This window comes from Rhodococcus sp. BH4, from assembly GCF_002079265.1.
In the GTDB taxonomy this organism is placed as follows: Bacteria; Actinomycetota; Actinomycetes; order Mycobacteriales; family Mycobacteriaceae; genus Rhodococcus_F; species Rhodococcus_F qingshengii.
Genome location: NZ_CP014941.1, coordinates 4,308,481 through 4,335,323 on the forward strand (window position 1 = coordinate 4,308,481; position 26,843 = coordinate 4,335,323).

21 protein-coding genes are annotated in these 26,843 nt (G+C 63.4%); 11 read left to right on the forward strand and 10 right to left on the reverse strand.

Annotation, left to right across the window (positions count from 1 at the left end; genetic code table 11):
• Positions 1–19: 19 nt before the first annotated feature.
• A complete protein-coding gene (locus tag A0W34_RS19670; RefSeq protein ID WP_019749299.1) occupies positions 20–2,554 on the reverse strand; it encodes an ABC transporter permease in 2,535 nt (844 codons plus the stop codon).
• Positions 2,555–2,558: 4 nt separating this feature from the next.
• Entirely contained in the window at positions 2,559–3,332 is a 774-nt protein-coding gene (locus A0W34_RS19675; RefSeq protein ID WP_030536911.1) for an ABC transporter ATP-binding protein, read from the reverse strand.
• A gap of 262 nt (positions 3,333–3,594) precedes the next feature.
• Here A0W34_RS19675 and A0W34_RS19680 point away from each other — a divergent pair, with 262 nt between their 5' ends.
• The 4 genes from A0W34_RS19680 (at position 3,595) to A0W34_RS19695 (ending at position 8,228) form a co-directional block, all read left to right on the forward strand.
• Complete coding sequence (locus A0W34_RS19680; RefSeq protein ID WP_047268989.1) at positions 3,595–5,157, forward strand: long-chain-fatty-acid--CoA ligase; 1,563 nt, start codon at positions 3,595–3,597, stop codon at positions 5,155–5,157.
• A 22-nt stretch (positions 5,158–5,179) separates the two neighbouring features.
• On the forward strand, positions 5,180–5,590 hold the full coding sequence (locus A0W34_RS19685) for a YchJ family protein (RefSeq protein WP_081558146.1): 411 nt from the start codon (positions 5,180–5,182) through the stop codon (positions 5,588–5,590).
• A gap of 56 nt (positions 5,591–5,646) precedes the next feature.
• A complete protein-coding gene (locus A0W34_RS19690; protein WP_019749302.1) occupies positions 5,647–6,237 on the forward strand; it encodes an AMIN-like domain-containing (lipo)protein in 591 nt (196 codons plus the stop codon).
• A gap of 92 nt (positions 6,238–6,329) precedes the next feature.
• Positions 6,330–8,228, forward strand: coding sequence for an ABC transporter ATP-binding protein (locus A0W34_RS19695; RefSeq protein ID WP_064444252.1), 1,899 nt, complete (start codon positions 6,330–6,332; stop codon positions 8,226–8,228).
• A 101-nt stretch (positions 8,229–8,329) separates the two neighbouring features.
• Here A0W34_RS19695 and A0W34_RS19700 read toward each other — a convergent pair whose 3' ends face one another.
• The gene (locus tag A0W34_RS19700) at positions 8,330–10,105 is read right to left on the reverse strand and encodes a DEAD/DEAH box helicase (RefSeq protein WP_003945121.1); all 1,776 of its coding nucleotides are present in this window, start codon (positions 10,103–10,105) and stop codon (positions 8,330–8,332) included.
• 102 nt (positions 10,106–10,207) lie between these two features.
• Between A0W34_RS19700 and A0W34_RS19705 the strand changes: the two genes are divergently transcribed.
• The 4 genes from A0W34_RS19705 (at position 10,208) to A0W34_RS19720 (ending at position 14,469) form a co-directional block, all read left to right on the forward strand.
• Positions 10,208–11,035, forward strand: a complete 828-nt coding sequence (locus tag A0W34_RS19705; protein WP_081558147.1) for a carbon-nitrogen hydrolase family protein — start codon at positions 10,208–10,210, stop codon at positions 11,033–11,035.
• 55 nt (positions 11,036–11,090) lie between these two features.
• Positions 11,091–11,717, forward strand: coding sequence for a phosphoribosyltransferase (locus A0W34_RS19710; RefSeq protein ID WP_064075775.1), 627 nt, complete (start codon positions 11,091–11,093; stop codon positions 11,715–11,717).
• Positions 11,718–11,843: 126 nt separating this feature from the next.
• The gene (locus A0W34_RS19715) at positions 11,844–12,542 is read left to right on the forward strand and encodes a hypothetical protein (protein ID WP_003945151.1); all 699 of its coding nucleotides are present in this window, start codon (positions 11,844–11,846) and stop codon (positions 12,540–12,542) included.
• Positions 12,543–12,681: 139 nt separating this feature from the next.
• Complete coding sequence (locus A0W34_RS19720) at positions 12,682–14,469, forward strand: AMP-dependent synthetase/ligase (RefSeq protein ID WP_003945133.1); 1,788 nt, start codon at positions 12,682–12,684, stop codon at positions 14,467–14,469.
• A 56-nt stretch (positions 14,470–14,525) separates the two neighbouring features.
• On the opposite strand, the gene A0W34_RS19725 is transcribed toward A0W34_RS19720, so the two are convergent.
• From A0W34_RS19725 to A0W34_RS19735, 3 genes are all read right to left on the reverse strand, one after another.
• The gene (locus A0W34_RS19725; protein ID WP_232329888.1) at positions 14,526–15,512 is read right to left on the reverse strand and encodes an NAD-dependent epimerase/dehydratase family protein; all 987 of its coding nucleotides are present in this window, start codon (positions 15,510–15,512) and stop codon (positions 14,526–14,528) included.
• An 87-nt stretch (positions 15,513–15,599) separates the two neighbouring features.
• Positions 15,600–16,970: an FAD-binding oxidoreductase gene (locus tag A0W34_RS19730; RefSeq protein ID WP_064689332.1), complete on the reverse strand. Its 1,371-nt coding sequence runs from the start codon at positions 16,968–16,970 to the stop codon at positions 15,600–15,602.
• Entirely contained in the window at positions 16,967–17,668 is a 702-nt protein-coding gene (locus A0W34_RS19735; protein WP_030536920.1) for a FadR/GntR family transcriptional regulator, read from the reverse strand. The genes A0W34_RS19730 and A0W34_RS19735 overlap by 4 nt, the downstream gene beginning before the upstream one ends.
• A 92-nt stretch (positions 17,669–17,760) precedes the next feature.
• Here A0W34_RS19735 and A0W34_RS19740 point away from each other — a divergent pair, with 92 nt between their 5' ends.
• Positions 17,761–18,378, forward strand: coding sequence for a cysteine hydrolase family protein (locus A0W34_RS19740; protein WP_030536921.1), 618 nt, complete (start codon positions 17,761–17,763; stop codon positions 18,376–18,378).
• A 5-nt stretch (positions 18,379–18,383) separates the two neighbouring features.
• Here A0W34_RS19740 and A0W34_RS19745 read toward each other — a convergent pair whose 3' ends face one another.
• Complete coding sequence (locus tag A0W34_RS19745) at positions 18,384–19,025, reverse strand: alpha/beta hydrolase (RefSeq protein WP_029255791.1); 642 nt, start codon at positions 19,023–19,025, stop codon at positions 18,384–18,386.
• Positions 19,026–19,108: 83 nt separating this feature from the next.
• On the opposite strand from A0W34_RS19745, the gene A0W34_RS19750 reads away from it, so the two are divergent.
• Positions 19,109–22,552 (forward strand): TM0106 family RecB-like putative nuclease, encoded by a 3,444-nt coding sequence (locus A0W34_RS19750; protein ID WP_081558841.1) that lies wholly within the window; start codon positions 19,109–19,111, stop codon positions 22,550–22,552.
• A 29-nt stretch (positions 22,553–22,581) separates the two neighbouring features.
• Here the strand turns inward: A0W34_RS19750 and A0W34_RS19755 are convergent, their stop codons facing one another.
• Both A0W34_RS19755 and A0W34_RS19760 read right to left on the reverse strand, forming a co-directional pair.
• Positions 22,582–23,757 carry an amino acid deaminase/aldolase gene (locus A0W34_RS19755; protein WP_007736155.1) on the reverse strand — a complete coding sequence of 392 codons (1,176 nt, stop codon included), beginning with the start codon at positions 23,755–23,757 and terminating at the stop codon, positions 22,582–22,584.
• 70 nt (positions 23,758–23,827) lie between these two features.
• Positions 23,828–24,475 (reverse strand): TetR/AcrR family transcriptional regulator, encoded by a 648-nt coding sequence (locus A0W34_RS19760; protein WP_020908434.1) that lies wholly within the window; start codon positions 24,473–24,475, stop codon positions 23,828–23,830.
• A 78-nt stretch (positions 24,476–24,553) separates the two neighbouring features.
• Here A0W34_RS19760 and A0W34_RS19765 point away from each other — a divergent pair, with 78 nt between their 5' ends.
• Positions 24,554–25,867, forward strand: a complete 1,314-nt coding sequence (locus A0W34_RS19765; protein ID WP_054781623.1) for a D-arabinono-1,4-lactone oxidase — start codon at positions 24,554–24,556, stop codon at positions 25,865–25,867.
• 3 nt (positions 25,868–25,870) lie between these two features.
• Here the strand turns inward: A0W34_RS19765 and A0W34_RS19770 are convergent, their stop codons facing one another.
• A complete protein-coding gene (locus A0W34_RS19770; RefSeq protein WP_003945144.1) occupies positions 25,871–26,836 on the reverse strand; it encodes an adenosine deaminase in 966 nt (321 codons plus the stop codon).
• Positions 26,837–26,843: the final 7 nt, after the last annotated feature.

Sequence of the window (26,843 nt, forward strand, 5' to 3'; positions counted from 1 at the left end):
CGCACGGGGGCCGAAGGCCCTACATGTCTGCAATCGCCTCCAGCGGCTTTGTCTTGGCCGCTCGGTTGGCCGGCCACAGCGCCGCCAAGACACCCACCACACCCGAGCCGATCAGCATTCCGACCACCTGACCCCACGGGATCGTGATCTTGTCGAGGCCCTGATCCGCGAGAGTGCTCACGAAGGCCCAACCGAACGCGATGCCGAGAACAACTCCGACCGCCGCGCCGTACACCGCGATGAGCACCGACTCGAGGTAGATCGTGCGTCGCATCTGTCCGCGCTGCATGCCGACAGCTCGCAGCATTCCGATTTCTCGTCGCCGCTCGACCACCGAGAGTGCCAGGGTGTTGATGATGCCCAGGATTGCGATCACGACCGCGAGTGCAAGCAGTCCGTAGAGGATCGCCAACAACGTGTTGATCTGCTGGCCCTGAGTTCCCTTGAACTCCTCACGATCCTGCACCTGGACGACGACGTACTTCTCCGTGGCCGTTTCGAGCTCGGATCGCAGCGTTGTCAGATCCGCGCCAGGCTTCGCCTTCACCAGAACCACGAAGTCCGGCAGACTCTCGGCCGGCATCAGCTTCCGATACGCCTCGTCCGAGACGATCCACGAGCCGATCAGCTGGTTGTCCTCGAACACTCCCGCGACAACCGTCTGGTACTCGACGCCGCCGGGACCGGTCAACGTCTGGGTCGAACCCACAGTCCAGCCCTTGTCGTCCGCAGTCGACTTCGAGACGAGCATGTTGTTGCCGGTCAGATCGACCGTGCCCTCGAGGATCTTGTATTCGAGCACGCCTTCGATCGGGCCGTCGAACGAAGCGCCCTGCTCGTCCTCACCGTCGACCTTCGCACGCACTCCGTGCAACGACGTCGCGCTCTGCACGTCGGGCACTTGTCGGACCGCGTCGGCCGCACCTCGCGGCACGCCGATCGCGTTGGGACCGGTCAGGATGTAGTCGGCCGAAACACCCACGTCGACAAGAGCATTGATGCTCGCCTTGGCCGAGGAACCGAACACTCCGATGACCGTCACCAGCATCAGACCGAGAGTCAACGCGAATGCCGTTGCGGCCGTGCGACGGGGATTGCGCACCGCATTGGTACGAGCCAATCGCCCGATGGCACCGAACGGCTTGGCGAACACGGCACCGAGCGCGCCGACGATCGGCCGCGACAGCGCGGGAGCCCCGAGAAGCACCGCGATGATCAACGAGAACGCACCGAGGCCTACGATCAGCGCCGCGCCGCCGCCAGTACCGCGAGAGCCGAACACGAGCAGTGCCACACCGATCACGCCGAGAATCGCACCGATCAACGTCCGCACTCGCAGTGAGTCGCCGGTGGAGGCGAACTCCTCACGCATGGCCGCCACCGGCGGGATCTTCGACGCACGACGAGCCGGGGCGTAAGCGCTGAGCGTCGTGACGACGACGCCGACCACCAACGCGACGATGATCGTGCGGGCACCCACCTGGAGCGGGCCTTCCGGCAGACCGACGTCGAATGTGTTGAGGAGACTGCGCAATCCGTAGGCGAGACCGATACCGCCGAGCAGACCGATGATGCTGCCGATGAGTCCGACCACGAGCGCCTCGGTGACCACCGAACGGCCGACCTGCGCTCGGCTCGCACCGATCGCACGCAGCAGCGCCAGCTCACGAAGACGCTGCGCCACGATCATCGAGAAGGTGTTGTAGATGATGAACGTTCCGACGAGCAGAGCAATCGCGCCGAACGCCAACAGGAAGTAGTTGATGAAGCTCAGCGCCGAGTCGACCTCGGCCTTGGTCTCCTCACGAACCTGGTCGCCGGTCTGCACCTTGAGATCGGGGAAAACCTGCTCGACGCGTTGCTGCAGTTCCGTCTGCGACACCCCGTCGCCCGCGACGTCGATGTACTCGACGTGTTGGCCGTCGGTGAAGAGTCCACGGGCCTGCTCGTCGGTGAAGAGCGCGCCGATGAACCCGCCGGTGTCACTGCCCGCCCCCTCGTAGATACCGGACAACGTCACGTCCACGATTCCGCGGGCCGGTGCCAGAACCTTGGCGGAGTCCCCCACCTTCAGTCCGGCTCGCTCGGCGGCGCTGGTGTTCAGCGCGACCTGACCGGTCTGCGTCGGAGGCGCGCCCTCGACGAAGGTGTCGGGTTCGGCAATCGCCTGGCCCGGCGGTAGGTAGGACTGACCGATACTCGGCGCGCCGCCGGTCTGAACAGCGCCGCCGTCTGCGTTGATCAGGACGATCTGTCCACTGACGGCCGGGGCTACCGCTCGAACGCCGTCGACTGCGGCAAGTTTGTCGACATCCTCGACCGGGACGCCACTGGTGTTGCGCTCTTCCATCGATACCCGGACGTCGACGCCCTGGGCGGTGTTCTCGAAGATCGAATCGAAAGTCTTCTGGAGGGTGTCGGTGAAAACGAACGACCCCGCGACAAAAGCCGTGCCAAGCACCACGGAGAGAACCGTCAGCGCAAGTCGCACCTTGTGTGCCGCCAAGTTGCGCAGGGAAACCTTGCGCATCGGCGAGTTGCTTACCGAAGCCATGTGCTCAAGCCCCGGCTTCCACGTTCACGACCGCCTGCGGAGCGTCCAGACGCTTCATCCGGTCGAGGACCGAATCCGCCGTAGGCTCGCGCAATTCGTCGACGATCTTGCCGTCCGCGAGGAACACCACCCGGTCGGCATACGCCGCTGCCCGCGGATCGTGCGTCACGATCACCACCGTCTGGTTGAACTCGTCGACGGCCGCCCGCAGGATCGAGAGCACCTCACCGGAGGACTTCGAATCGAGGTTTCCGGTCGGCTCGTCGCCGAAGATGATCTCCGGCTGACCCGCCAGCGCACGCGCACACGCCACACGCTGCTGCTGACCACCCGAGAGCTCTCCCGGCCGATGATCGAGGCGATCCCCGAGACCCAGCTTGGTCAGGACGCTGTTCAGCCAGGTCGGGTCCGCTTTGCGTCCCGCGATGTCGAGCGGCAACGTGATGTTCTCGAGCGCCGTCAGCGTCGGCACCAGGTTGAACGCCTGGAAAACGAAACCGATGCGATCGCGTCGTAATTGGGTCATCTGTTTGTCGGAAAGCGTCGTGAGTTCCGTCTCGCCGATGAGAACGGAACCCGAACTTGCGGAATCCAGACCGGCGAGGCAATGCATCAGCGTCGACTTACCGGAACCGGACGGCCCCATGATCGCCGTGAACTCACCGCGGGCGAAATCTGCGGACACAGAACTGAGTGCGTGCACCTGGGTATCTCCGGTGCCGTAGGTCTTGGACAGGCCGACTGCGCGGGCCGCGACATCCTGGGCGTGCGAACTCATGATCGCCTTTCCTGTTCACTTCGGTGCTACTTTGCGGGCGTGACGGGCGCCCGTGAAAACACGGACGCCCGCAATGGTTGGTTCCATCCTGTCGGGTGGCGGGCGCGCCCGCCATCGGGGACCACCCTGATATCTGCGGCCGAGCCGGTCAGGGTGGAGGGAATGCGACCCCTCCTGCTTGTGCGCATTGACTGGAAACAGCGATACGAAGACCGGGCGCACATTAACCTTGTGACACCAATCACACGAGAGAGGCGGCCGAATGTCCGACGCCACCGCTGGAATCATTTTCGATCGGCTAGAGCACTGGGCGACGGTCAAGCCTGATCAAGCAGCGATGACCTTCCAAGGGACCGAATTCACGTGGGCCCAGTGGCGGGACCGCATCTTGCGTATCGCCGCCGCCCTCGCCGAATCAGGCATCGGTGCCGGCGACACTGTCGCGTTCGTCGACAAGAATCATCTGTCCTGTCTCGAAGTCACCTACGCCGCCTCACTGCTCGGCGCCGCGAATGTCGTTCCCAACTGGCGACTTTCGAGCGAAGAGCTGGATTACGTTCTCGCGGACTGTGGCGCTCGCATTCTGTTCGTCGGCAGCGAACTACTCCCCCAGGTCGTCGCCATGCGAGACCGCTTGACGGCCGTCGAATCGATCTTCGCCGTCGGCGGTGAACACGACGAATTCGAGCCGTGGATCGACGAGGTCACACCGCTGCACTCCCGCCCCGAGGTGAGCCCCGATGCCACCGCTCTGGTTCTCTACAGTTCCGGGACGACCGGTCGCCCCAAAGGTGTCCAGCTCACGCATCGAAACCTGTTCGCGCACAGCAACAATGTCCTCGAAATCCTGCCGGCCCACGAGGATCACCGATTCTTGATCGCGATGCCGATGTTCCACGTCGGCGGAACGTGCTACGCCATCATGGCAATTCACACCGGTGGCCGCTGTTACTTCACGAGAGAAGCCGACGGACCGTCGATCTTCGCCGGTCTCGCCGCCGGAGCCAACATCGCCTTTCTCGTCCCACCGGTCATTGCCGGAGTCCTGGCCGCAGGCGAGCAGGCGGTCGCCGCCTTCAAAGCATTCAAACGCATCACCTACGGCGCCGCCCCCATGCCGCTCCCACTGTTGCGCGCGGCACTCGCAGCGTGGCCGGACACCGAATTCGTGCAGGTCTACGGCATGACCGAAATGGCAGGCGTCATTACCGCGTTGATGCCGGACGTTCACCGCGACGAGTCGCAGGTCGAGCGCATGGCATCAGCAGGTACGGCGATCCCCGGCGTCGAGATGCGCGTGGTGGACCCCGTCACGCTCGAGGACGTGCCCACCGGAACGACCGGTGAGCTGTGGTGGCGATCCGAACAGTGCACACCCGGATACCTGGGTAAGCCCGAGGCGACGGCCGAAACGATTACCGCAGACGGGTGGCTGCGTAGCGGCGACATGGGCCGCGCCGACTCCGGCGGGTTCGTCTTCATCGAGGACCGCCTCAAGGACATGATCATCACCGGCGGCGAGAACGTCTACTCCCCCGAGATCGAACGAGTACTGGTGGAGCATCCGGCAATCGCCGAGGTCGCGGTCATCGGCGTTCCCGACGACCGTTGGGGTGAAACCGTCAAGGCTGTCGTGGTTCTCACTCCCGAAGCGCAGATCGACGAAGCCGATCTGATCACGTACACCCAGGAACGTCTCGCAAAGTTCAAGTGCCCGACCAGTATCGACGTCGTCGAGATCCTTCCCCGCAATCCCACCGGAAAGATCCTCAAACGCGACCTCCGCAAACCGTACTGGGACAACCGCGAACACAAACTGGTCTGAGTTCGCGTGCTGTAATGGGGCGGTGACTTCGCGCCGCCCCACCACACCCAATCCGACCGATCCGTGCCCGTGCGGCAGCGGCAACGCGTTGGCCGAATGCTGCAGAAAGTACATCAGCGGTGAAGCGCACGCACCGACCGCCGAAACCCTGATGCGTTCGCGTTACACGGCTTTCACTGCGATGGACGACGAATATCTCACGCGGACTTGGCATCCCGACCATCGCCCAGCCCAACTCGATCTCGACCCCGACCAGAAATGGCTCCGGTTGGAGATCCTGGACACCGAACGGGGCGGGCTGTTCGATTCCGACGGCGTCGTGGAATTTCGCGCTTACTACACATTCGGACGCGAGCGGGGAATGCTCCACGAACGCAGTCGATTTGCGCGAACAGAGGGTAAGTGGCTCTATGTCGACGGCGATATCGGTTAGGTAACTCCGGGCACCGCCGCCGCGGATCCCGATAACGCGAGCCCTACGATCGAGTCATGACAACGAACCGGACGAGATCATTTGCCGCTGTCGCTGCCATCGCAGTGGGCGTGAGCCTGACTGCCTGTTCGCAGGACGCGGAGACCACTCCCACGGCAGCCACCTCGGCCGTCACCTCGACCTCGAGTGCAGCAGCGTCGACCACAGAACCAGTCCCGACGGACAGCTCCGACAAGACGTCGGCTGCGGGCACCGAATCCAAGCTCACCGTCGTCGACATCCGAGTGGGCGAGCACGACGGATTCGATCGTGTCGTCTACGAAATGGGCGGAACCGGCACACCCGGTTGGCGCGTCAAGTACGTCGACGCGGCGACGCAGGAAGGCAGCGGTAAGCCCGTGGACATCAAGGGTGCCGCAGTGATCCAGGTCCTGATCGACGGTTCCGCATATCCCTTCGACAGCGGAGTCGAGCAGTACTCCGGCCCCAACCCGGTCCCCGGCGTCGGCGGAGTCGTGACCGAGGTCAACGGGTCCAACGTCTTCGAGGGAGTCACGCAGTCGTTCATCGGCGTGACCGAGAAGCAGCCGTTCACGGTCACGACGCTCAGCGACCCTCCTCGCGTGGTGGTCGACGTGGCCCGCTGAGGCCGCACTTGACCTGAAGTTTGGTTGAGGTTCTACCTTCGTGTCGTACCGGCCACGTAATCTTCGTGGCCGGCGACCGGAGGGGCGAAGTCATGAGTATGGAAGTCACCGCGTGGAACGCGATGTACAACGCGATGCACGCGCAAGAAGATCGGCGCCCGTTCTCGAAGGCGACACTGAAGCGGATCGCGACGTTCGCAGTTCCACAGAAACGCAACCTCAGCTGGTACCTCGTACTGAGTGTCGTCACTGCTGCGCTTGCCGTGGCAACACCTGTCCTGGCCGGGCGCGTGGTCAACGCGATAGTCGGCGGCGACGCCGTCGACGTGGTCGTCAAACTTGCCGCCCTGATCGCACTGGTTGCACTTCTCGAAGCCGCTCTGGGCCTGTTGACCCGGTGGCTCTCGGCCAGCATCGGCGAAGACCTGATCCTGCATCTGCGCACCACCGTCTTCGATCACGTCCAGAAGATGCCCATCGCGTTCTTCACCAGAACTCGAACCGGAGCACTGGTCAGCCGTCTCAACAACGACGTCATCGGCGCTCAGCGCGCCTTCAGCGACACCTTGTCCGGAGTGGTCAGCAATCTGGTCACCCTGGTGATCACGCTGATCGTCATGCTCGGGATCTCCTGGCAGATCACCGTCCTCGCGCTGCTACTTCTCCCGATCTTCGTCATCCCCGCACGGCGCATGGGCGCAAAACTTGCAGCACTCAATCGTGAAGCAGCCAACCATAATTCACTCATGAGCACCCAGATGACGGAGCGGTTCTCCGCTCCCGGCGCGACTCTGGTCAAGCTGTTCGGCCGCCCGTCGCAAGAGTCGGCGGAGTTCGCGGTTCGCGCCCGGCGTGTGCGCAACATCGGAGTCCGGACCGCAATGCTGCAGTCCGTCTTCGTCACAGCGCTGACACTGGTCTCGGCCCTTGCTCTTGCCCTCGTCTACGGACTCGGCGGCTTCTACGCGCTGCGCGGACAATTGGACGCAGGCGCCGTCGTGGCGATGGCACTGTTGTTGACGCGGCTGTACTCACCGTTGACCGCACTGGCCAGCGCCCGGGTCGATGTCATGAGCGCCCTGGTCAGCTTCGAGCGGGTATTCGAGATTCTCGATCTGGCACCGCTCATCACCGAGAAGCCCGATGCACGCACGGTGCCGCAGGGACCGGTGTCCGTCGAGTTCAAGAACGTCACTTTTGCATACCCATCCGCGGACAAGGTGTCTCTCGCGTCCCTGGAGGAAGTCGCGATCCTCGACACCCGCGGCGGCGAGGACGTGTTGCACGACCTGTCGTTCCGCACCGAAGCAGGACAGATGGTCGCCCTGGTCGGCACGTCCGGTGCCGGAAAGTCGACCGTGGCGCAGATGATTCCGCGCCTCTACGACATCGACTCCGGATCGGTCGAACTGGGCGGTGTCGACGTCCGAGACCTCAGTACCGATTCCATCCGGGAGACCGTCGGCATGGTCACGCAGGACGGGCACCTGTTCCACGAGAGCCTTCGATCCAACCTGCTCCTTGCGCGACCGGATGCCACCGAAGAAGATCTGCGTGAGGTTCTGGAGCGAGCACGGCTCACCGACCTGGTTGCGTCGCTACCCGACGGATTGGAGACAGTGGTGGGTGAACGCGGATACCGCCTCTCGGGCGGCGAGCGTCAACGCCTGACCATCGCACGACTGCTCCTGGCCCAGCCTCGCGTCGTCATCTTGGACGAGGCCACCGCGCATCTCGACTCGACGTCGGAAGCTGCGGTTCAGGAAGCACTCGGCGAAGCACTCGCCGGGCGGACTGCGGTGGTGATCGCTCACCGATTGTCGACGATCCGTTCCGCGGACCTGATCCTTGTCGTCGAGGCAGGCCAGATCGTCGAGCGCGGCAACCATGAGGAACTGCTCGCGCGCGGTGGCCGCTACGCCGAGTTGTACCGCACGCAGTTCGACACCAACGCCCGGAAGAACGGCGCCCTCGCACCGACGCCGATCTGATACCGCGCAGCGCCTTGCCCCCCACACAGAAAACAGGCGCTGTCCTCCTCGCGGAGGGCAGCGCCTGTTTCAGTCTTCATGACAGTCGTTGAAGCTGTATGTCAGTCGTTGTAGCGATCGCGTCCGCCACCGCGGCGGTCGTCACGTCCACCACGATCGTCCCGGCCACCACGGTCGCCACGGCCACTCGGACGACCCTGCGGCGGCCCGAAATCAGGCTGCAGCTGGATCAGGACGCCGGAGATGCGTGTGCGACGCAAAGCTTCGAGAGTCTCGTTGGAGAGGTCGGCCGGCAGCTCGACGATGCTGTGATCCGGGCGAATGCTGATGTGCCCGAAGTCGCTTCGACGAAGCCCACCCTCGTTGGCGATGGCACCGACGATGGCACCCGGAACGACGCGGTGACGCTTGCCGACTGCAATGCGGTACGCGGCCAGCTCCTGGCCCTCGGGCCCACGCGAGCGCGGGGCCGGGCCATCGTCGAAACGACGGGGAGGACGTGGTTCACGAGGCTCGCGCTCACGACGCGGCGGTGCCGGCGGCTCGGGAGAAAGCAAGAATGCTTCGCCGTCGCGCGACTGCAACGCCAGAGCGGCAGCGATGTCGATGAGCGGAACGTCGTGTTCCTGGTCGTAGTCCTCGATCATCTTGCGGAACATCGCGAGATTCTCCGAGGCCAGGCTCTCGGTGATGGAGTCACCGAACTTGGCCACGCGCTGGGCGTTGACGTCGTCGACACTGGGAAGCTGCATCTCCGCAAGCGGCTGACGGGTCGCCTTCTCGATGGACTTGAGCAGATGACGCTCACGCGGGGCGACGAACAGCAACGCGTCACCCTGACGACCGGCGCGGCCGGTACGACCGATGCGGTGGACGTACGACTCCGTGTCATGAGGGATGTCGTAGTTGACGACGTGGGAGATTCGATCCACGTCGAGGCCTCGAGCAGCAACGTCGGTCGCGACGAGGATGTCGAGGGCGCCGTTCTTGAGCTGACCGATGGTCCGCTCACGCTGGGCCTGGACGATGTCACCGTTGATCGCGGCAGCCGAGTGCCCGCGGGCGCGCAGCTTCTCCGCCAGGTCTTCGGTGGCCTGCTTGGTACGGACGAAGATGATCATCGCCTCGAATGCCTCGACCTCGAGGACTCGGGTCAGTGCATCGAGCTTGCGCTGATGAGCAACCTGAATGTAGCGCTGCGTGATGTTCGAGGCGGTCGACGTCTTGGACTTGACGGTGATCTCGACCGGATTGTTCAGGTACTGCTTCGAGATCCGGCGAATCGAGCCGGGCATCGTTGCGGAGAACAGGGCGACCTGCTTGTCGCCGGGGGTGTCGCGGAGGATGCGCTCGACGTCCTCCTGGAACCCCATCTTGAGCATCTCGTCGGCCTCGTCGAGAACGAGGTACTTGAGATTGGTCAGATCCAGGGTGCCCTTTTCGAGATGGTCGATGACACGACCCGGGGTACCGACGACGACGTGTGCGCCGCGGCGCAGGCCCGACAGCTGGACGCCGTAGCTCTGGCCACCGTAGATCGGCAGGACGTTGAGTCCGGGGATGTGCGCGGAGTACTTGCCGAAGGCCTCGGCAACCTGAAGCGCCAGCTCACGCGTGGGAGCAAGCACCAGCGCCTGGGTCTGCTTGATCGACGTGTCGATCCGCGACAGAACGGGAACTGCGAAGGCTGCGGTCTTGCCGGTACCGGTCTGTGCGAGACCGACGACGTCCTTGCCTTCGAGCAGTGGCGGAATGGTGGCAGCCTGAATGGGCGAGGGCGACTCGTAGCCCACGTCTGACAGTGCCTTCAATACCCGATCATCGATGTCGAGGTCGGCAAATGTTGGGGGTTCGGGGTCACGCTCAATATCACTCATTTGACCAGCAGTTTAGCGGATAGAGTATAGACGCGACGACATACCGGGGGTGCTTTTACGACAGATCCACCCTCCCAGCGGGTTTCGCCTAGCGTAGGAAGCATGACCGAAGCCACCGCAGCCACCCCCTCCCAGACCGTTGTCGCGATTGCCCAATTCGCCCCGGGGACGGACAAGAAAGCCAACCTCGAATCACTGCGATCACTGGCTTCCGATGCAGCAGCACGCGGCGCGAAAGTTGTCGTGGCGCCGGAATACTCGATGTTCACCGCACCGAAGACGGATGAGCGTTTGATCGAGTCCGCGGAGGACCTGGACGGCGAATTCGGTTCGGCGCTGGCGTCGGCCGCCGCGGAGTTCGGAATCTTCCTCGTGGCAGGAATGAACGAGCGGATCGACGACGTGAGCAGAATCTCCAACACCCTCGTCGCGATGGACCCGAACGGCGAACTGGTGGCGACCTACCGGAAACTGCATCTTTACGACGCTTTCGGTTACCAGGAGTCGGCCGTGATCCGCGCGGGCGAGATCACCGAACCGCAGACTTTCGGGTGCGACGGCCTGACCTTCGGCCTCCAGACCTGCTACGACCTGCGCTTCCCGGAAGTCACCCGGCGCATCGTCGACGTCGGCGCAGACATCTTGCTCCTGCCCGCCCAGTGGGTGCCGGGGCCGCTCAAGGAAGACCACTGGACCACTCTCGTGCGCGCCCGGGCCATCGAGAACACGATGTATATCGCAGCGGCAGATCAGAGCGCGCGCGGCGGCGCGGGTACCAGCATGATCGTCGACCCGATGGGCGTCGTGATGTGTTCACTTGGCGAGCAGGTCGGGGTCGCCACCGCACTCGTTTCGGCTGCTCGCATCGCCGAGGTACGCGAGAAGAATCCCGCTCTCGCGCTGCGGAGGTTCACAGTCTCGTCGCGGTGACCTGCAGCGAGTAGCGTCGAACTGGTCGGGGTTCGAGCTTCTCGAGGACAACGCAGTGACCCAGTATCGGGATCGATCTTCCGCCGGCAAATTTCTGGCCGGGCGGCTCGAGACCTTGCGTATCGACAAGCCCGTCGTTCTCGGACTCCCGCGCGGCGGAGTTCCGGTCGCAGCCGAGGTGGCTGCGGCACTGAACGCTCCGCTCGACATCGTGGTGGTGCGCAAGCTCGGCAGTCCGTACAACCCGGAACTGGCGATGGGCGCCATCGGTGAGGGCGGCGTGCGGGTCCTCAACCACGACGTCATCGCAGCGGTTCGCGTCTCGAAAAGAGAACTCGTCGCCGTCGAACGCGACGAGCGAACCGAATTGGAACGGCGGGCGCATCTCCTGCGCGAGGGGCGGACCCCGGTTTCCCTCCACGGACGCACTGCGGTGATCGTCGACGACGGAATGGCTACGGGCGCGAGTGCCGCCGTTGCCTGCCGATGCGCGCGCACCGCGGGTGCCGCCTCCGTGATCGTCGCGGTCCCAGTAGCCTCCCCCGAAGCCATGAGAGTGATCGCGTGCTCCGCCGATCGGGTCGTCTGCCCCTTCGTTCCTGCCCTGTTAGGCGGCGTCGGTGCTGCATTCGAGGACTTTCATCAACTCAGCGACGACGAAGTGCTGTCCTTCCTCGCCTGAGTGCACACCTCTCCAGCCTGAGCACAGTCCAAGAGATCTCTGAGAATTTGTGATGTGTGCAACATTTCGCTCCTCGGTGCCGATAGCCCAAATGGAACAAAAAGAATTCGGCTTTCTGGAGGAACCGTGACCATCTCGACCGATACCGTCGACGCCGTCGCAGCTGCGTGCCGTGACCGCCTGGGCGACCCTTCCGCCTGGGTTGCGTCAGACGCTTATCGACAGAGCCTCGCCCTGTGCATCATCGAATCCGTTCAGTCCACGTCGGGTCACAGCGAAGTGACCGTCGTCGATCGCTACCTGGCGTACCGGAAAGCCCGCGAGGACAAACCCGTCACGGATGGCGCACGTGAACTACTCCGCACCTTCGAGGAAGCCGGCAGTTCGGACCAGTGGGCAGGCAAGATCGGCTCGTACAAGCGCCGCTACACGGCGACGGGTGTCCCGATCGAGGCACGGCACATCCAACAGGTCGCCGAGAAACTCCATCACTTGCGGATCAACAGCGTCGAGGACCTGCTGTCGGCCGCCGATTCCGACAACGCTCTCGAAGCCGTTCACCATGCCTGGGTGGACGCGTGCGGAGACGGTTCCGAAGTGACCTGGGCCCACCTGTTGATGTTGGCCGGAATTCCGCACACCGATCTGGGGACCGCTGCCGACACCTTCATCAGCGCGACACTCGGCACCACCGAGTTGCCGGGAGACACCTCGGAGATCCTTGCAGCTACTGCAGAGCAACTCGGAGTGGATCCGGACCGATTGGACTACGCAATTCGGCGGTGGCTGTCCGTGCACGGTCGCACGCTCCAACACGTCGCCTGAGTACCTGTAAACAGGCGGTCACACTAAACTGCAGGTCAGCGCCCGACCAGTTCTACCGAATAGTAACGACAGTGCAAAATGACGACTAATGTGATGCAATGCACATCAGAAATGTCAGTAGTCACTGGAGGGGTCAATAGTGCGCGAGTTCTCAGTTCCACAGTCGTTCTCAATTCCGGAGAACGTATCCATGGCCGACTCCGTGTTCCGTCACGCCGAAGAAGACCCCACATTCGTGCCGTTCAAGAGGCCGTCGAACGGTGGATGGGTCGACGTCACTGCAGCTGAATTCGCGAAGCAGGTCTCCTCAGTTGCCAAGGGCCTGATCGCTTCGGGCGTCGAGCTCGGCGACCGCGTCGCTATCCTGTCCGCGACTCGCTACGAGTGGGTCGTTCTCGACTACGCCATCTGGACTGCAGGCGGATGCACCGTCGCGATCTACGAGACCTCCTCCCCTGATCAGGCGCAGTGGATCCTCGAGGATTCAGCGACAACACTTCTGGTCGTCGAAACGGCCAAACACGCGGAGACTCACAAGGAAGTCACCGACGGCGCAGAAGCCCTCCGCGAGGTTCTTGTCATCGAGTCGGGTGCGATCGACGAGCTGTCCAGTCGCGGTTCGGCAATCACCGACGAAGAACTGCACACTCGTCGTCACCAGGTCACCGCTGCCTCGCCCGCGACCCTGATCTACACCTCCGGAACCACCGGACGCCCCAAGGGTGTCCAGCTGACGCACTCCAACTTCTACGCCGAGTCCAACGCCTGCCGCCTGGCGATGCCGGAGTCCATGGTCCCCGGCAAGAAGACTCTGATGTTCCTGCCGCTTGCCCACGTATTCGCGCGGGCGATCTCCTTCGGCGCTTTCGACGCCAAGGTCACCGTCGCCCACACGTCGGACCTGACGACGCTGCTCGAGCAGTTCGCCGGCTTCAAGCCCAACTTCATCCTCTCGGTGCCCCGCGTGTTCGAGAAGGTGTACAACTCGGCTCGCCAGAAGGCAGTCGACGGCGGTAAGGGCAGCATCTTCGACAAGGCTGCTGCCACCGCCATCGAATACAGCGAATCCCTCGAAAAGGGTGGCCCCGGACTGGCACTCAAGCTCAAGCACGCGGTATTCGACAAGCTCGTCTACTCGAAGTTGCGCGCAGCTCTGGGTGGCGAGTGCGAGCGTGCAGTCTCCGGTGGCGCAGCCCTCGGCGCGCGCCTCGGCCACTACTTCCGCGGCGTCGGCATCCCGATCTACGAGGGCTACGGACTCACGGAGACCAGCGCCGCAATCACCGTCAACACCTCGAGCGCGCAGCGCGTCGGCACCGTCGGCAAGCCGATCAACGGCCATGCAGCACGGATCGCCGAGGACGGCGAACTCCTCCTGCAGGGCCCGGTCGTGTTCGCCGGCTACTGGCACAACGAGAAGGCCACTGCCGAATCCATCGTCGACGGCTGGTTCCACACCGGCGACCTCGGCTCGATCGACAACGAGGGCTACGTCTCCATCACCGGACGCAAGAAGGAAATCATCGTCACCGCGGGCGGCAAGAACGTCGCACCGGCAGGCCTCGAAGATTCCCTGCGCGCGCACGCTCTGATCAGCCAGTGCCTCGTCGTCGGCGACGGTCAGCCGTTCATCGGTGCACTGATCACCCTCGATCCGGAGACTCTGCCCGGTTGGGTCGAGCGCAACGGCCTGCCCGCCGGCACCCCGATTGCCGATCTGGTGAAGAACGCCGACCTGATCGCCGAGATCGACTCGGCCGTTGCCGACGCGAACAAGAAGGTCTCCAACCCCGAGCAGATCAAGAAGTACACGATCCTCGAGGTCGACTTCACCCAGGAGACCGGTGAATTGACGCCGACGCTCAAGCTCAAGCGCAACATCATTCACGAAGCTCACAAGACCAAGATCAGCGACCTGTACGCCTGATCGATCGTCTTTCACGAGTCTGGCCCGGTTCGAATGCGAACCGGGCCAGACCCGTTTCACTGTCCGGCGGAGAGTAGTTCCTTTTCGATCTCGGATGGAAGGCCGTGCACCGCACGATCCTCCCGCTGAGTCGGCAGAGTTTCCCGCTGCATCCACTCCCAGGTATCGCGCACGGTGTCTTCGACGGGCCGGCACCGCAGCCCTGCTTGCCCCGCCTTGGCGGTGTCGGCTTCGAGGAAGCCCGCGAACTCACCCTCCTGCGGCACCCAACACGGAAGTTGTGTCCACGGCTGCGCTCCAGCGGCCGCCAGCCTGTCCTCGTCGATCCACACGAGTTCAGCGTCCGAACCGGTGGCAACCACGCACGCCTGGAGGAGTCCGGAGGTAGTGGTGTGGCCGGACGGGCTGATGACGTCGTATGCCCCGCTGATCCCGGCGGCCAGTCCGGACAGGACAAAGGTTGCGATGTCGCGGGCATCGACGTACTGCAACGGTCTGGTCGGCACTCCGGGAGCAACGACACGTCCGCCCGCCGCGATACGCTGCAGCCACCACGGCAACCGCCCGATGTCCTCGCGCGGGCCGAGGATCAACCCTGCCCTCGCGAGCAACGCGTCCGGGAAGGATTCCAGGACAGCGAGTTCGGCCCCACGTTTGGCGGATGAGTAGTCGCTGTAGTCATCGGAGGTCGCAGATGCGGCAACCACCGGCGAGCTCTCGTCTACGTGCAATCCCCATTGGTAGACGGATCCACTGGAGATGTATGCGTACCGGTCGACGTGACCGCGCAAAACGCGTGCATTCTCACCGACCACCCGGGGGCTACCCGACCAGGTGTCGACGACAAGATCCCATCGACGATCACCGAGCGCATCAACCATCGCACGCTGATCGGTGCGATCCGCGAACAGGACCTCCGCTGTAGGTGGTGGCGCTCCGGTGAGCCCACGATGGAGCACTGTCACCTCCCAGCCCCGGACCAAAGCGTCATCGACGAGAGCGTGGCCGAGGAACCGTGTTCCTCCGAGCATCAACAGCTTCATGAGGGCCATCGTCACTTGAAAAGCGTCGTGCGGCAACACGTTCGTCTGGTAGCGCAATTTCCGGCGACTGAGGCACGGACGAACCGCTCAGATACCTCGTCCGGGATTGAGAATGTTCTTCGGATCGAATGCGGCCTTGACTGCAAGCATCATTTCGCGTTCGGTCTGGCCGACCATGTCCGCCATGTACGGCGCTTTGAGAACCCCGATACCGTGTTCACCGCTGATCGTTCCGCCCAACGCCAGTGCGCCGGCAACGATGTCGTCGAAAGCTCCGCGCGCACGATCCTGCGCACCCGATTCGGCAGCGTCGAACACGATGGTCGGGTGGAGATTGCCGTCGGCGGCGTGACCGAAGGTTCCGATCGTGACGCCGTGGCGATCGGCCGCTTCACGAATGCATTCCAACATGGACGGCAATGCCGGCACCGGCACCGCGACGTCGTCGAGAAGTACCGTGCCCAACGCCTCGAGAGCCGGCAAGGCCATCCGGCGCGCGGCGGTGAACTCTTCACCTTCCACCGGATCGTCGGTGTGGAAAACCTCTCGGGCCCCAGCACTTTCGCACGCCGCGGCGCAGTCCGCTGCCTCGGCGGCCGCCGACCTACCGTCGCACTGGATGAGCAGCATCGCCCCGGCCGATTCGTCCAGCCCCATCTTGGTCAGCCGATTGACGGCGCCGATGGTGACGTCGTCCATCAACTCCATCTGACACGGTTCGGCCACTGCCGACACGGCGAGGACGGCATCGATCGCGGACTCCGCGGAATCGAAGAAGGCGACCACAGTGGTCGCGGCAGTGGGCGCCGTACGCAACCGCATCGTGGCTTCGACGATGACCGCGAGAGTGCCCTCCGACCCGACGAGCAGATGTGTCAGGTCCAGCCCCGCAACGTTTTTGCGCGTCCGTGCACCGGTACGGATCACACGCCCGTCGGCGAGTACCGCCGTCAGGGCCGCAACGTGATCACCGGTGACGCCGTACTTGGCGCAACAGATGCCGCCTGCATTTGTCGCCAGATTGCCGCCGATACTCGAGATGGACCGGCTTCCCGGATCCGGTACGTACCAAAGGCCCTGCTGTGCAGCAGCTTCCGCCAGGTCACCGTTGATCACTCCGGGCTCCACCGTGGCGGTGCGCGCGGCAGGATCGATCTCGAGAATGCGATCCATGCCCGCGACGCTCAAGACGATGCATCCGTCAAGTGCGTTGGCGGCGCCGGCCAACCCGGTACCTGCCCCTCGTGTCACCACGGGAACGGAGAGTTCGTGGGCCACCGTCATGACCGCAACGACGTCGTCAACCGTCTTCGCCTTGACCAGCGCGGCGGGCGTTCCGGCTGTGGTGAGCAGTGATTGATCCCGGACGTACGCGCCCATTCGGTCGGGATCGGTTGTCGCCCTGTCCCCCACCGCTTTCTGCAAGCGTTCACCCAACAGATCGATACTCGTGGTCATTGTGTTCGTCCTTCGTAGAATCCGCGCACATGGCGCTCGACCAAAACGGCAGCCTCGTCAACTGCACCGCGCTCGATCGCGTCGGCGATACCCTCGTGCTCGGCCAACAGTGCGCCGAGCGTGGCCGCCGAGTTCTCGCGCGAGTCGAGTTCGCTCAGCAGGTAGCCGGCGATGCTGTCGCGGAGAACCGTCATGACCAACCCGAACGCCTTGTTCCCGCCGGCTCCGGCCAGCGCAACGTGAAAGTCGACATCGGCGTCGTGGAATGCGACCGAGTCGTCGGCAAGGGTTGCGACGCGCATCCGCTCGATCGCATCCCGGGCGCCGTTCGGCACCGCGACGACAGTGCGCAGCGCAGCAGCTTCGAGCAGCACTCGCAATTCGACAAGATCGCCCAATGGAACTGCACCCACCTGCAACGCCGTGCTGAGAGCTGTGGCCGCGGAATCGGCCGTATGCTCGTGCGTCACCCGAGGCCTGGCAGTAGAAGTGGTGTCCGCGCCGGTCAACAATCCCTGCGCTTGCAGGACACGAAGCGCCTCACGGACCGTCGATCGCCCCACCGAGAACGTCTGCGCGAGTTCCTGTTCGGTCGGCAATGCCTCGCCGACGGGAAGCGAGCCGTCGAGTATGGCAGCACGGATTCTTCCCGACACGGCAAGGCTGAGCGGCATGCGCGACAACGGAGTCGTATCCATGCCGCGACGCTACCACCCCTTGCCTGCTTGTCTGACAAACTGTTTAATTGAGGAGATTCGTGACCCGGACCACAACAGAGAAGGTGCCGACCATGACCGACAAGCTCGAATTGGATCCCGCGACCACCGCCGTCGTGCTCATCGAGTACCAGAACGACTTCACCACCGAGGGCGGTGTTCTTCACGAGGCCGTCGCACCGGTCATGGAATCGAACGGACTCCTCGCGAACACCGCCGCGCTGGTCGATGCGGCCCGTGCGGCGGGTGTCACCGTGATGCACGCACCGATCACCTTCGCCGAGGGGTACAACGAAATCACCTCGCATCCGTACGGAATCCTCAAGGGCGTCGTCGACGGAAAGGCCTTCGTGAAGGGTTCGTGGGGCGCCGCTATCGTCGACGACCTCACTCCGAAAGACGGCGACATCGTCATCGAGGGCAAGCGTGGACTCGACACTTTTGCCAGCACCAACCTCGATTTCATTCTGCGCAGCAAAGGAATTCGCACGATCCTTCTCGGCGGTTTCCTGACCAACTGCTGCGTCGAATCGACCATGCGCACCGGATACGAGAACGGTTACCGGGTCATCACACTCACCGATTGCGTGGCAGGCACTTCGGTCGCCGAACACGAGAACGCGATCACCTACGACTACCCGATGTTCTCGCACCCCGTCACGTCGAAAGAGGTGCTCGGCGCGCTCTCCTGAGAGGACTACCTGGAATGCGCGAGAAGGAATTCACGGCTGACGTTGGTGACACTGGCGTGAACCTTCTCGTGCAGCAGGTCGTGACCGGCGTCCTCGAACTCACGCATCTCGACGTTGCGCAGCGTCCGCGCCCAGTCCCGGACGGGATCGACCGGGGCGATCCGGTCGTCGGTACCGTGAACGACCAGGACTGGGATGCCCGCGTCGGAGAGTTCCGCCCACCCGTGTTGCTCGACCGCACTGCGCGGGATGCCGCACAACACCGCGGACGCGAATTCGTGATCGCGATGAGCCAGCACCGTCAGCGCAGTCACAGCACCTAACGAATGACCCATCACCGCCTGCGGAACGTCAGGCAGTTCCGCCAAGGCGATGTCAGCCAGCGCGGCTGCATCGGCAGCAAGATCGGAGAGCGGAGCCCCGACTCCCGGATCACCCTCCGACAAACCGTGCCCGGTGTGATCGATCGCCCACACGTCAATCCCCGACGCCGTCATTGCGCTCGCGAAACGGTGATACTGCCCGCTGTGCTGACCGAGGCCGTGCAGAAAGACCAAAGACACAGTGGGCACTGCGCCCCCTGCCGCCGGCCAATGCCGAAAGTGCACCTGACCGGTTCGTCCGTCGAAGAAGGGCATGCTCGTCATTCTGCACTCTCCTACGGGTATCCGCGGCTCGTGAGCGATTACTGGTGGGTTGCCTTGTCGGTGAGCGATGGCACAATCTCCGTGTGTTCCTACTCGATGATCAGATCGTCTACAGCGCCAGCGACCTCTCGGCCGCGGCCTCGTGCGAGTTCGCACTGTTGCGGCAACTCGACGCCCGAACCGGTCTGATCTCAGCCGAGGCGGCCGAGGCGGATCCGATGCTCGAGCGGACGTCGAGCCTCGGCGACTCGCACGAGCGCGAACAGCTTCAGAAGTTCATCGATCAACACGGAGACGGCGTCGTCGTCATGCCGCGACCGGAACACTCACGCGCAGGCCTGACCGCTGCCACGTTGGCCACCGTCGAGGCAGCACGATCGGGCGCGCCAGTCATTTATCAGGGAACCTTTTTCGACGGCCGATTCCTCGGGTTCTGCGATTTCCTCGTCCGCGAAGGCGACACCTACGCGGTCTACGACAGCAAGCTCTCCCGGCACGCCAAGGTGTCGGCACTTCTACAACTCGCCGCATACGCGGATGCGTTGGAGCGCAATGCAATTGCCGCCTCCGATCAAGTTCATCTACTGCTCGGCGACGGCAGCATGTCGTCGCACGACATCGGAGACATCGCGCCGGTATTCGCGGCACGTAGAGCTGAACTCGAACGAGTCCTCGACGAGCACCGCGCCGAGGGGAAACCGACACAGTGGCTCGACGATCGGTACCTGCGTTGTGGTCGATGCGACACCTGCAGCGTCGAGGTCGAAAGCCATCGAGACCTGCTGCTGGTTGCGGGTGTCCGCGGCAATCAGCGTGAACAGCTGATCGTCTCGGGGATCACGACAATCGACGAACTCGCCGCGAGCACCGGCCCAGTCGAGGGAATCCGCCGGGAAACACTCGACAAGCTCCGTGCACAGGCAGCGGTTCAACTACGCCAGGAAGTGTCCGGCGACGCCGAATTCGAGGTCTACGAACCCTCGGCGCTCGGCGGACTCCCCATCCCCGACGACGGCGACATCTTCTTCGACTTCGAGGGCGATCCGCTCTGGGCCGAGGACGGGTCCACCGATTGGGGGTTGGAGTATCTGTTCGGTGTGGTCGAAGGGCCTGCGGACGACTACGTGTTCAAGCCGTTCTGGGCACACGATCGCGAGGGTGAGCGCCAGGCGCTCCTCGACTTCCTCGATTACGTCACCGCGCGTCGAGAAGCTCATCCAGGCATGCACATCTACCACTACGCCGCGTACGAGAAATCGGCGCTGTTGCGCTTGGCCGCACGTCACGGTGTCGGCGAGCAAACGGTGGACACCCTGCTCAGCGAGAACGTGCTCGTGGACCTGTACCCGATCGTCCGTGCCTGCCTGCGGATCGGACAACGCTCGTACAGCATCAAGAAACTCGAGCCGCTCTACATGGGTGAGCACGGCCGCGACGGCGACGTGACCAATGCCGCCGCTTCGGTTGTCGCTTATGCCGACTACTGCCAATTGCGCGACGGCGGACAAGCCGACCAGGCCAGGGAACTTCTTCAGGGCATCTCCGACTACAACGAATACGACTGCGAATCCACTCTGCGCCTGCGCGATTGGCTTGCCGAGCGCGCCGCAGAACACGGCGTCGAACTTCGTGAGCCGACCGGGCAGATCAAGATTCCACTCGAGGAGCTCACCGAATCGGAGATCGCGCTCCGCGAATTCGCAGGACACAAGGCAGGTTCGGCGCGTACCCCCGATCAGCAGGCAGCTGCTCTACTGGCTGCTGCGGTGGGGTACCACAATCGTGAGCGGAAGCCGTACTGGTGGGCCCACTTCGACCGATTGGTCACACCGATCGAAGACCTGGTGGACATCCGCGACGTCATGGTGGTCGAACAGTCCGAAATCGAGGCGGACTGGCACAAGAGCACTCCACGTCAGAAGAAGTTCCGTCGACACATTCAGCTGACCGGAAGTTTCGGCACCGGAACGTCTTTGAGCCCGGGCAGTGATCTGTTCGCTCTCTACGCAACCCCCTCCCCCGATGCCGTTGCAAGCGAGAACCCCACCCAGCGCGGCACCAGCAGCGTCAAGGTCACCGCCGTCGTCAAGTCCGAAGGGCTCGACGTGGTCACCGTGGAAGAACTGCTCAGCGGTGACGAATACATCGATTCCCCGGTCGCGTTGGCACCTGGTCGTCCGATTCCCACCGGACGCATGGAGAAGTCCATCGCCGCTGCCGCGTCCGACGCCAGCGAGAGCCTGCCCGAACTGCCACACATCGCGGCAGTCGACATTCTCAGGCGCAGCACCCCGAGAACCCGCTCGGGTTCACCGCTGCCACCTGTCGGCACCGACAACAACTACGCCGACGCCATCACCGCCGCACTTCTCGACCTCGACGATTCCTACGTGGCGGTGCAAGGTCCTCCCGGTACCGGCAAAACCTACACGGGCGCTCGTGTCGTCAAGACACTGATCGAACAACACCATTGGCGAATCGGCGTGGTGGCACAATCACATTCGGTGGTCGAGAACATGCTTGGCGGCATTCTGAAGGCCGGCGTGGACCCCGCACTGGTCGCAAAGAAGGGCAGCCGCAGCAAGACCGCGGAATGGCAGGACATCGCGTCCGAGGAATACGCCGGATTCATCGCCGAAGCGGAAGGCGTCGGCTGCGTCATCGGCGGCACTGCATGGGACTTCGCGAATACCGATCGTGTTCCCGCCGGCAGTTTGGACTTGCTCGTGGTCGACGAGGCAGGTCAATTCGCGCTGGCGAACACCATTGCCGTCGCGATTTCCGCGCGAAACCTGTTGCTGCTGGGCGACCCGCAGCAGTTGCCGCAGGTGAGCCAAGGTACTCACCCCGAACCTGTCGACGAATCGGCACTCGGTTGGCTCGCCGAGGGACACGGCGCACTGCCACCCGAACTCGGCTACTTCCTCGAGAAAACGTGGCGGATGCACCCGGATCTGTGTGCGCCCGTGTCCGCATTGTCGTACGAGGGCAAGCTGCGTTCCCAGGAAACCGTCAGTGCGGCAAGGAAGCTCGACGGACTCGCTGCCGGAGTACACACGGTGTTCGTCGATCACCGCGGCAATTCCACCTACTCCCCGGAAGAGTCCCAGGAAATCGTTCGCCAGATCCAGGGCCTTCTCGGCACGCCTTGGACCGACCCGAGCGAGTTCGAGGGAACCAGGCCGCTGGAGCAGTCGGACATTCTCGTGGTCGCGGCGTACAACGCCCAGGTGGGCACCGTCGAGCGCGATCTCACCGAGGCCGGTCTCACGGAGGTCGAGGTCGGGACCGTCGACAAGTTCCAGGGCCGCGAGGCTGCGGTGGCAATCGTGTCGATGGCCGCATCTGCCGTCGAGGACGTCCCGCGAGGGATGTCGTTCCTGCTGTCGCGAAACCGTCTCAATGTTGCTGTCTCACGCGGCAAGTGGTGCGCGATCATCGTTCGATCGCACGCGTTGACGCAGTACATGCCCAGTACGCCTGCGGGATTGGTCGAACTGGGCGCGTTCATGAGGCTGACGAGCTAGCCGAAGCCTGTCTTACCCGAAACACTGCCCTACCCGAAGCACTGCCCTTCGCCGCGATAGGTGGGAACCGAGGTTCGGGTGCCGTCGGCTTCGACCACGTACACGCGGTCGAAGCGCTCGCACAGCTCGCCGGCTTTGGCGTGACGGAACCACACACGGTCGCCGATCGCGATGTTGCCGGCTTCCTTCCCGGTGACCGGCGTCTGGACTTCGCCGGCACCTTCGTTACGGAGCAGTTTGAGACCGGCGGGCCAGACCGGCGACGGAACGCGGGTGGCTCCGGCAGGTCCCGACGCGATGTATCCGCCGCCGAACAGTGTCGTGACGGACGGCGTCGGCTTGCGCACGGCCGACAGTGCGAAGAACAGCGCCGGATCGGGACGGAAGGCACGGTAGCGGTCGAACAGGGTCGGTACGTACAGTCCGGAGCCTGCTGTTACCTCGGTCACCACAGGATCGGCCGAGCTGACCTCCAGCGACCCCGTACCGCCGCTGTTGACGATCTCGAGTGCACCCACGGCATCGGTGACGGCCGCGACCACAGCGCCCCTTCTGGACGCCAATTCGCGGGCAGAGGCTTTCTTGACCCAACCGATCGGAGCACTGGTGTCAGGAAGGCCGGCAATCTGGGCTTCGTAGAACATCACTCCGACGACGGAGAATCCGCGTTGGCGCGCACGCGCCGCGAGTGCGGCGACCGCGCCAGGTTCGCGCAGTGGCGAGCGTCGTACGCCCAGATGGATCGGGCCGATCCGCAGTGACGCGTCGACGTCGAGACACACGCGGACAGGCGCATCCCCCGTCGACGCCGAACGAATGAGGTCCAACTGCGCATCGTCGTCGACCATCAAGGTGATCGATGCGAGAGCGGTGTCGTCGGCAGCGAGATCCGCGATGGCGCCACGATCGGCGGTCGGGTACCCCATCAGGATGTCCCGTGCGCCGAGCCCGACCAGCCACAGAGCCTCGCGCAGTGAGTACGCCATGATTCCGCGGAATCCGCCGGACGCGGTCAGTGTGTCGCCGAGAGTTTCAGCCAGAACCGTCCGACAACGAACCGATTTGCTCGCCACTCGCACCGGGGTTCCACCGGCGCGGCGCACCAGGTCGGCTGCATTACTGCGCAGTGTGGTCAGATCCAGAGCAGCCAGAGGCGGGTCGAGTTCTCGCGTGGCAGCAGTGAGTCGATCAAGGGTCCTGGTCACAGATGATCCAATCGTCGCGGCGTGCGACCAGTCAATCACCAATCCTGGACGTATGTCCAGGATGGCGGTTCTACTGAGGCGCGACCACGGCTTTGTTGGCGATTACCTGAACCATTTCTCCGAACTCGGCAATAGTCGCGTCGGAGTCACGATCGACCAGCCATCGCAGAACAAGGCCGTCGATCATTGCAAGACTCAGTCGCGCAATCGAACTCAACGGCTCCGTCCACACCGTGCCCGATATCTTGGCGCACTCTTCGAGAAACGACACCGCGAGCTCATCCATGATTCGGTACTGCTCAAATGCAACCGCCCCAGCACGTTCGGCTCCGAGATTGCGACTACGCAGTGCCTGCGCAGTAATTTCGTAGGTCAACAACTGGCGATCCGGGGTTGCCTCGATGGTCGGCCACATTCCGGTCAGGCCGATGTGCAGCAATTCCCTGAGCCCCTGCACGCCACTGAGATCCGGCGCATGGCGGACCTGCGCGAACGCATACTGCATCGACGCACTGAGCTGCAGAATGAGCGTTTCACCCATTGCCGCGATCAGCGCTTCCTTGCTCTCGAAGCAGTAATGAACGACGCCGAGCGATACCCCGGCCTCCTCTGCCACCGCCCTTACCGTCACAGAACTGACACCGCGCTGTTCCGCAATAGACAAGGCGGACTCGACCAATTGTGTGCGGCGTTCGTCCGCCGGGAGCCTGTTCAGCATCCAATGATCGTAGAACGCAAATGACAAAATCTTCGCGCAATACTTGCCTGGACGACCGTCCAAGTACATTATTGCGTAATGGCTTCGGACACTTGGCAGAACTGGGCGGGCACTCAAAGCGCCGCGCCGCGTCGCTTTGCGACGCCGACAAATACCCGTGAACTTTCGTCGTTGGTCGCCGAGGCCGCTTCGCGTGGCCAACGTGTGAAGGCCGTCGGCGCCGGCCACTCGTTCACCGGTGTCGCGGTCACTGACGGTGTCCTCGTCAGCCTGGACAACTTGAGCGGAATCGACTCGATCACACCGACCGACGACGGTGCGCTGGTCACTGTTTTTGCAGGCACTCGCCTTCATGCTCTCAACGACGCCTTGTGGCAACGCGGATATGCGATGGCCAATCTCGGTGACATCGACGTCCAGTCACTGGCCGGCGCGACGTCCACCGGCACACACGGCACCGGCGCACGATTCGGCGGTATCGCCACGCAGATTCGCGGAATCGAGATCGTTCTCGCCGACGGATCCGTCGTTACCGCAAGCGCCGACGAAAACGTCGAATTGTTCGAAGCAGGCCGCCTCGGATTGGGCGCAATCGGCATCATTTCGAAGATCACTCTCGCCTGCGTCCCGCGATTCACACTTCGCGCAATCGAGGAACCCGACACGCTGTCTCACATACTGGACACCCTCGAGAGCGATCGTCTGGGCTTGGACCACTTCGAGTTCTACTGGTTTCCGCACACCGACCGTGTCCTGACGAAGAGCAATACGCGACTGCCCGGAGATACCGAACCCGATCCAGTGGGCAAGGTCCGCGCGTTCGTCGACGACGAACTCCTCTCGAACACACTCTTCGAAGGCGTCAACCGCGTTGCCACCCTGGCGCCGGCCGCGATCCCGAGAATCAACAACGTGTCGTCTCGATTGCTCGGCGCCCGGGAGTTCACCGATCGCAGCTACCGAGTATTCGCGTCTTCGCGCCGGGTGAAGTTCAAGGAGATGGAATACGCGATCCCCCGCGAACACGTCACCGAGACACTCCACGAAATCGATCGCTGGATGAAGAAGTCCGGAACCAACGTCGCTTTCCCCGTCGAAGTACGTTTTGCTGCCGCCGACGACCTCTGGCTCTCCACTGCTCACGGACGCGACACCGCATACATCGCCGTACACCAGTACCACCGACGACCCGAAACCGAATACTTCGCCGCAGTGGAGGCAATCGCGCGCGCCGTCGACGGCCGGCCGCATTGGGGAAAAATGCACAACCGGACCGTCGACGACCTGCGTCCTACGTACGACCGACTCGACGACTTTGTCGCCGTTCGAGACAAGTACGACGCGAATCGTGTGTTCGACAACGAATACTTGCGTCAGGTACTCGGCGACTGAGGGTCAGTGCCGCAGTAGTTCCGCTTTTCGCGCATCGCTCGCAAACGAGGCTTTGATCGAGTTCCGGGCGAGGGTGTCTCGCTCGGCCTCCGTCAGACCCAGGGCTCGGCCCAGTTCGGTGAAATTGTCGTCGACATATCCCCCGAAGTAGGCCGGGTCGTCGGAGTTGACCGTGACGATCAAACCCATCTCGAGCATCGATCGAAGCGGATGATCCGACAGCGAATCGAACACCCGCAGACGAACGTTCGACAACGGGCAGACCGTCAGTGGAATCTCCTCGTCGACCAGACGCTCGATCAGGGCAGGATCCTCGAGTGCCCGGACTCCGTGGTCGATCCGCTCGGCGCCGAGAATGTCGAGCGCCTGCCAGATGTACTCGGGCGGTCCCTCTTCACCGGCGTGAGCCACAACGTGCAAACCCTCGGCACGCGCGCGGGCGAACACGTCCTCGAACAGTGACGGCGGGTTGCCGACCTCCGCGGAGTCGAGTCCGAGCCCGACGATCGGAGCCTGCAGGCGAATTATCTCGGAGAAGATCTCCTCGGCGTCTTTGACGGGCTGATCTCGGAGGATGGCGGCGATTGCCGCGCTGCTGAGCCCGAACTCGCGCTCACTCGATGCCACCGCATCCATGATCCCGTCCAGGACCTCGGTCAGCGGAACACCACGGACCACGTGCGCCTGTGGATTGAAGAAGAACTCGGCGTGCGCGACGCCGGCGGCAGCCGCGCGGCGGAAGTACGCTCGCGTCAGGTCGGCAAAATCCTCCGCGGTGCGCAGGACGGCCATGTTGGCGAAGTAGAGATCGAGGAACGACTGCAGATCGGTGAACTCGTACCTCGACTTCAGATCGTCGATGTCCTTGTACGGCAAGTCCATTCGATTGCGCTCGGCAAGTCGGTAAATCTGTTCGGGTTCCAGAGAACCCTCGATGTGCATGTGCAGCTCTGCGACAGGTGTAGCCATGTCGGTG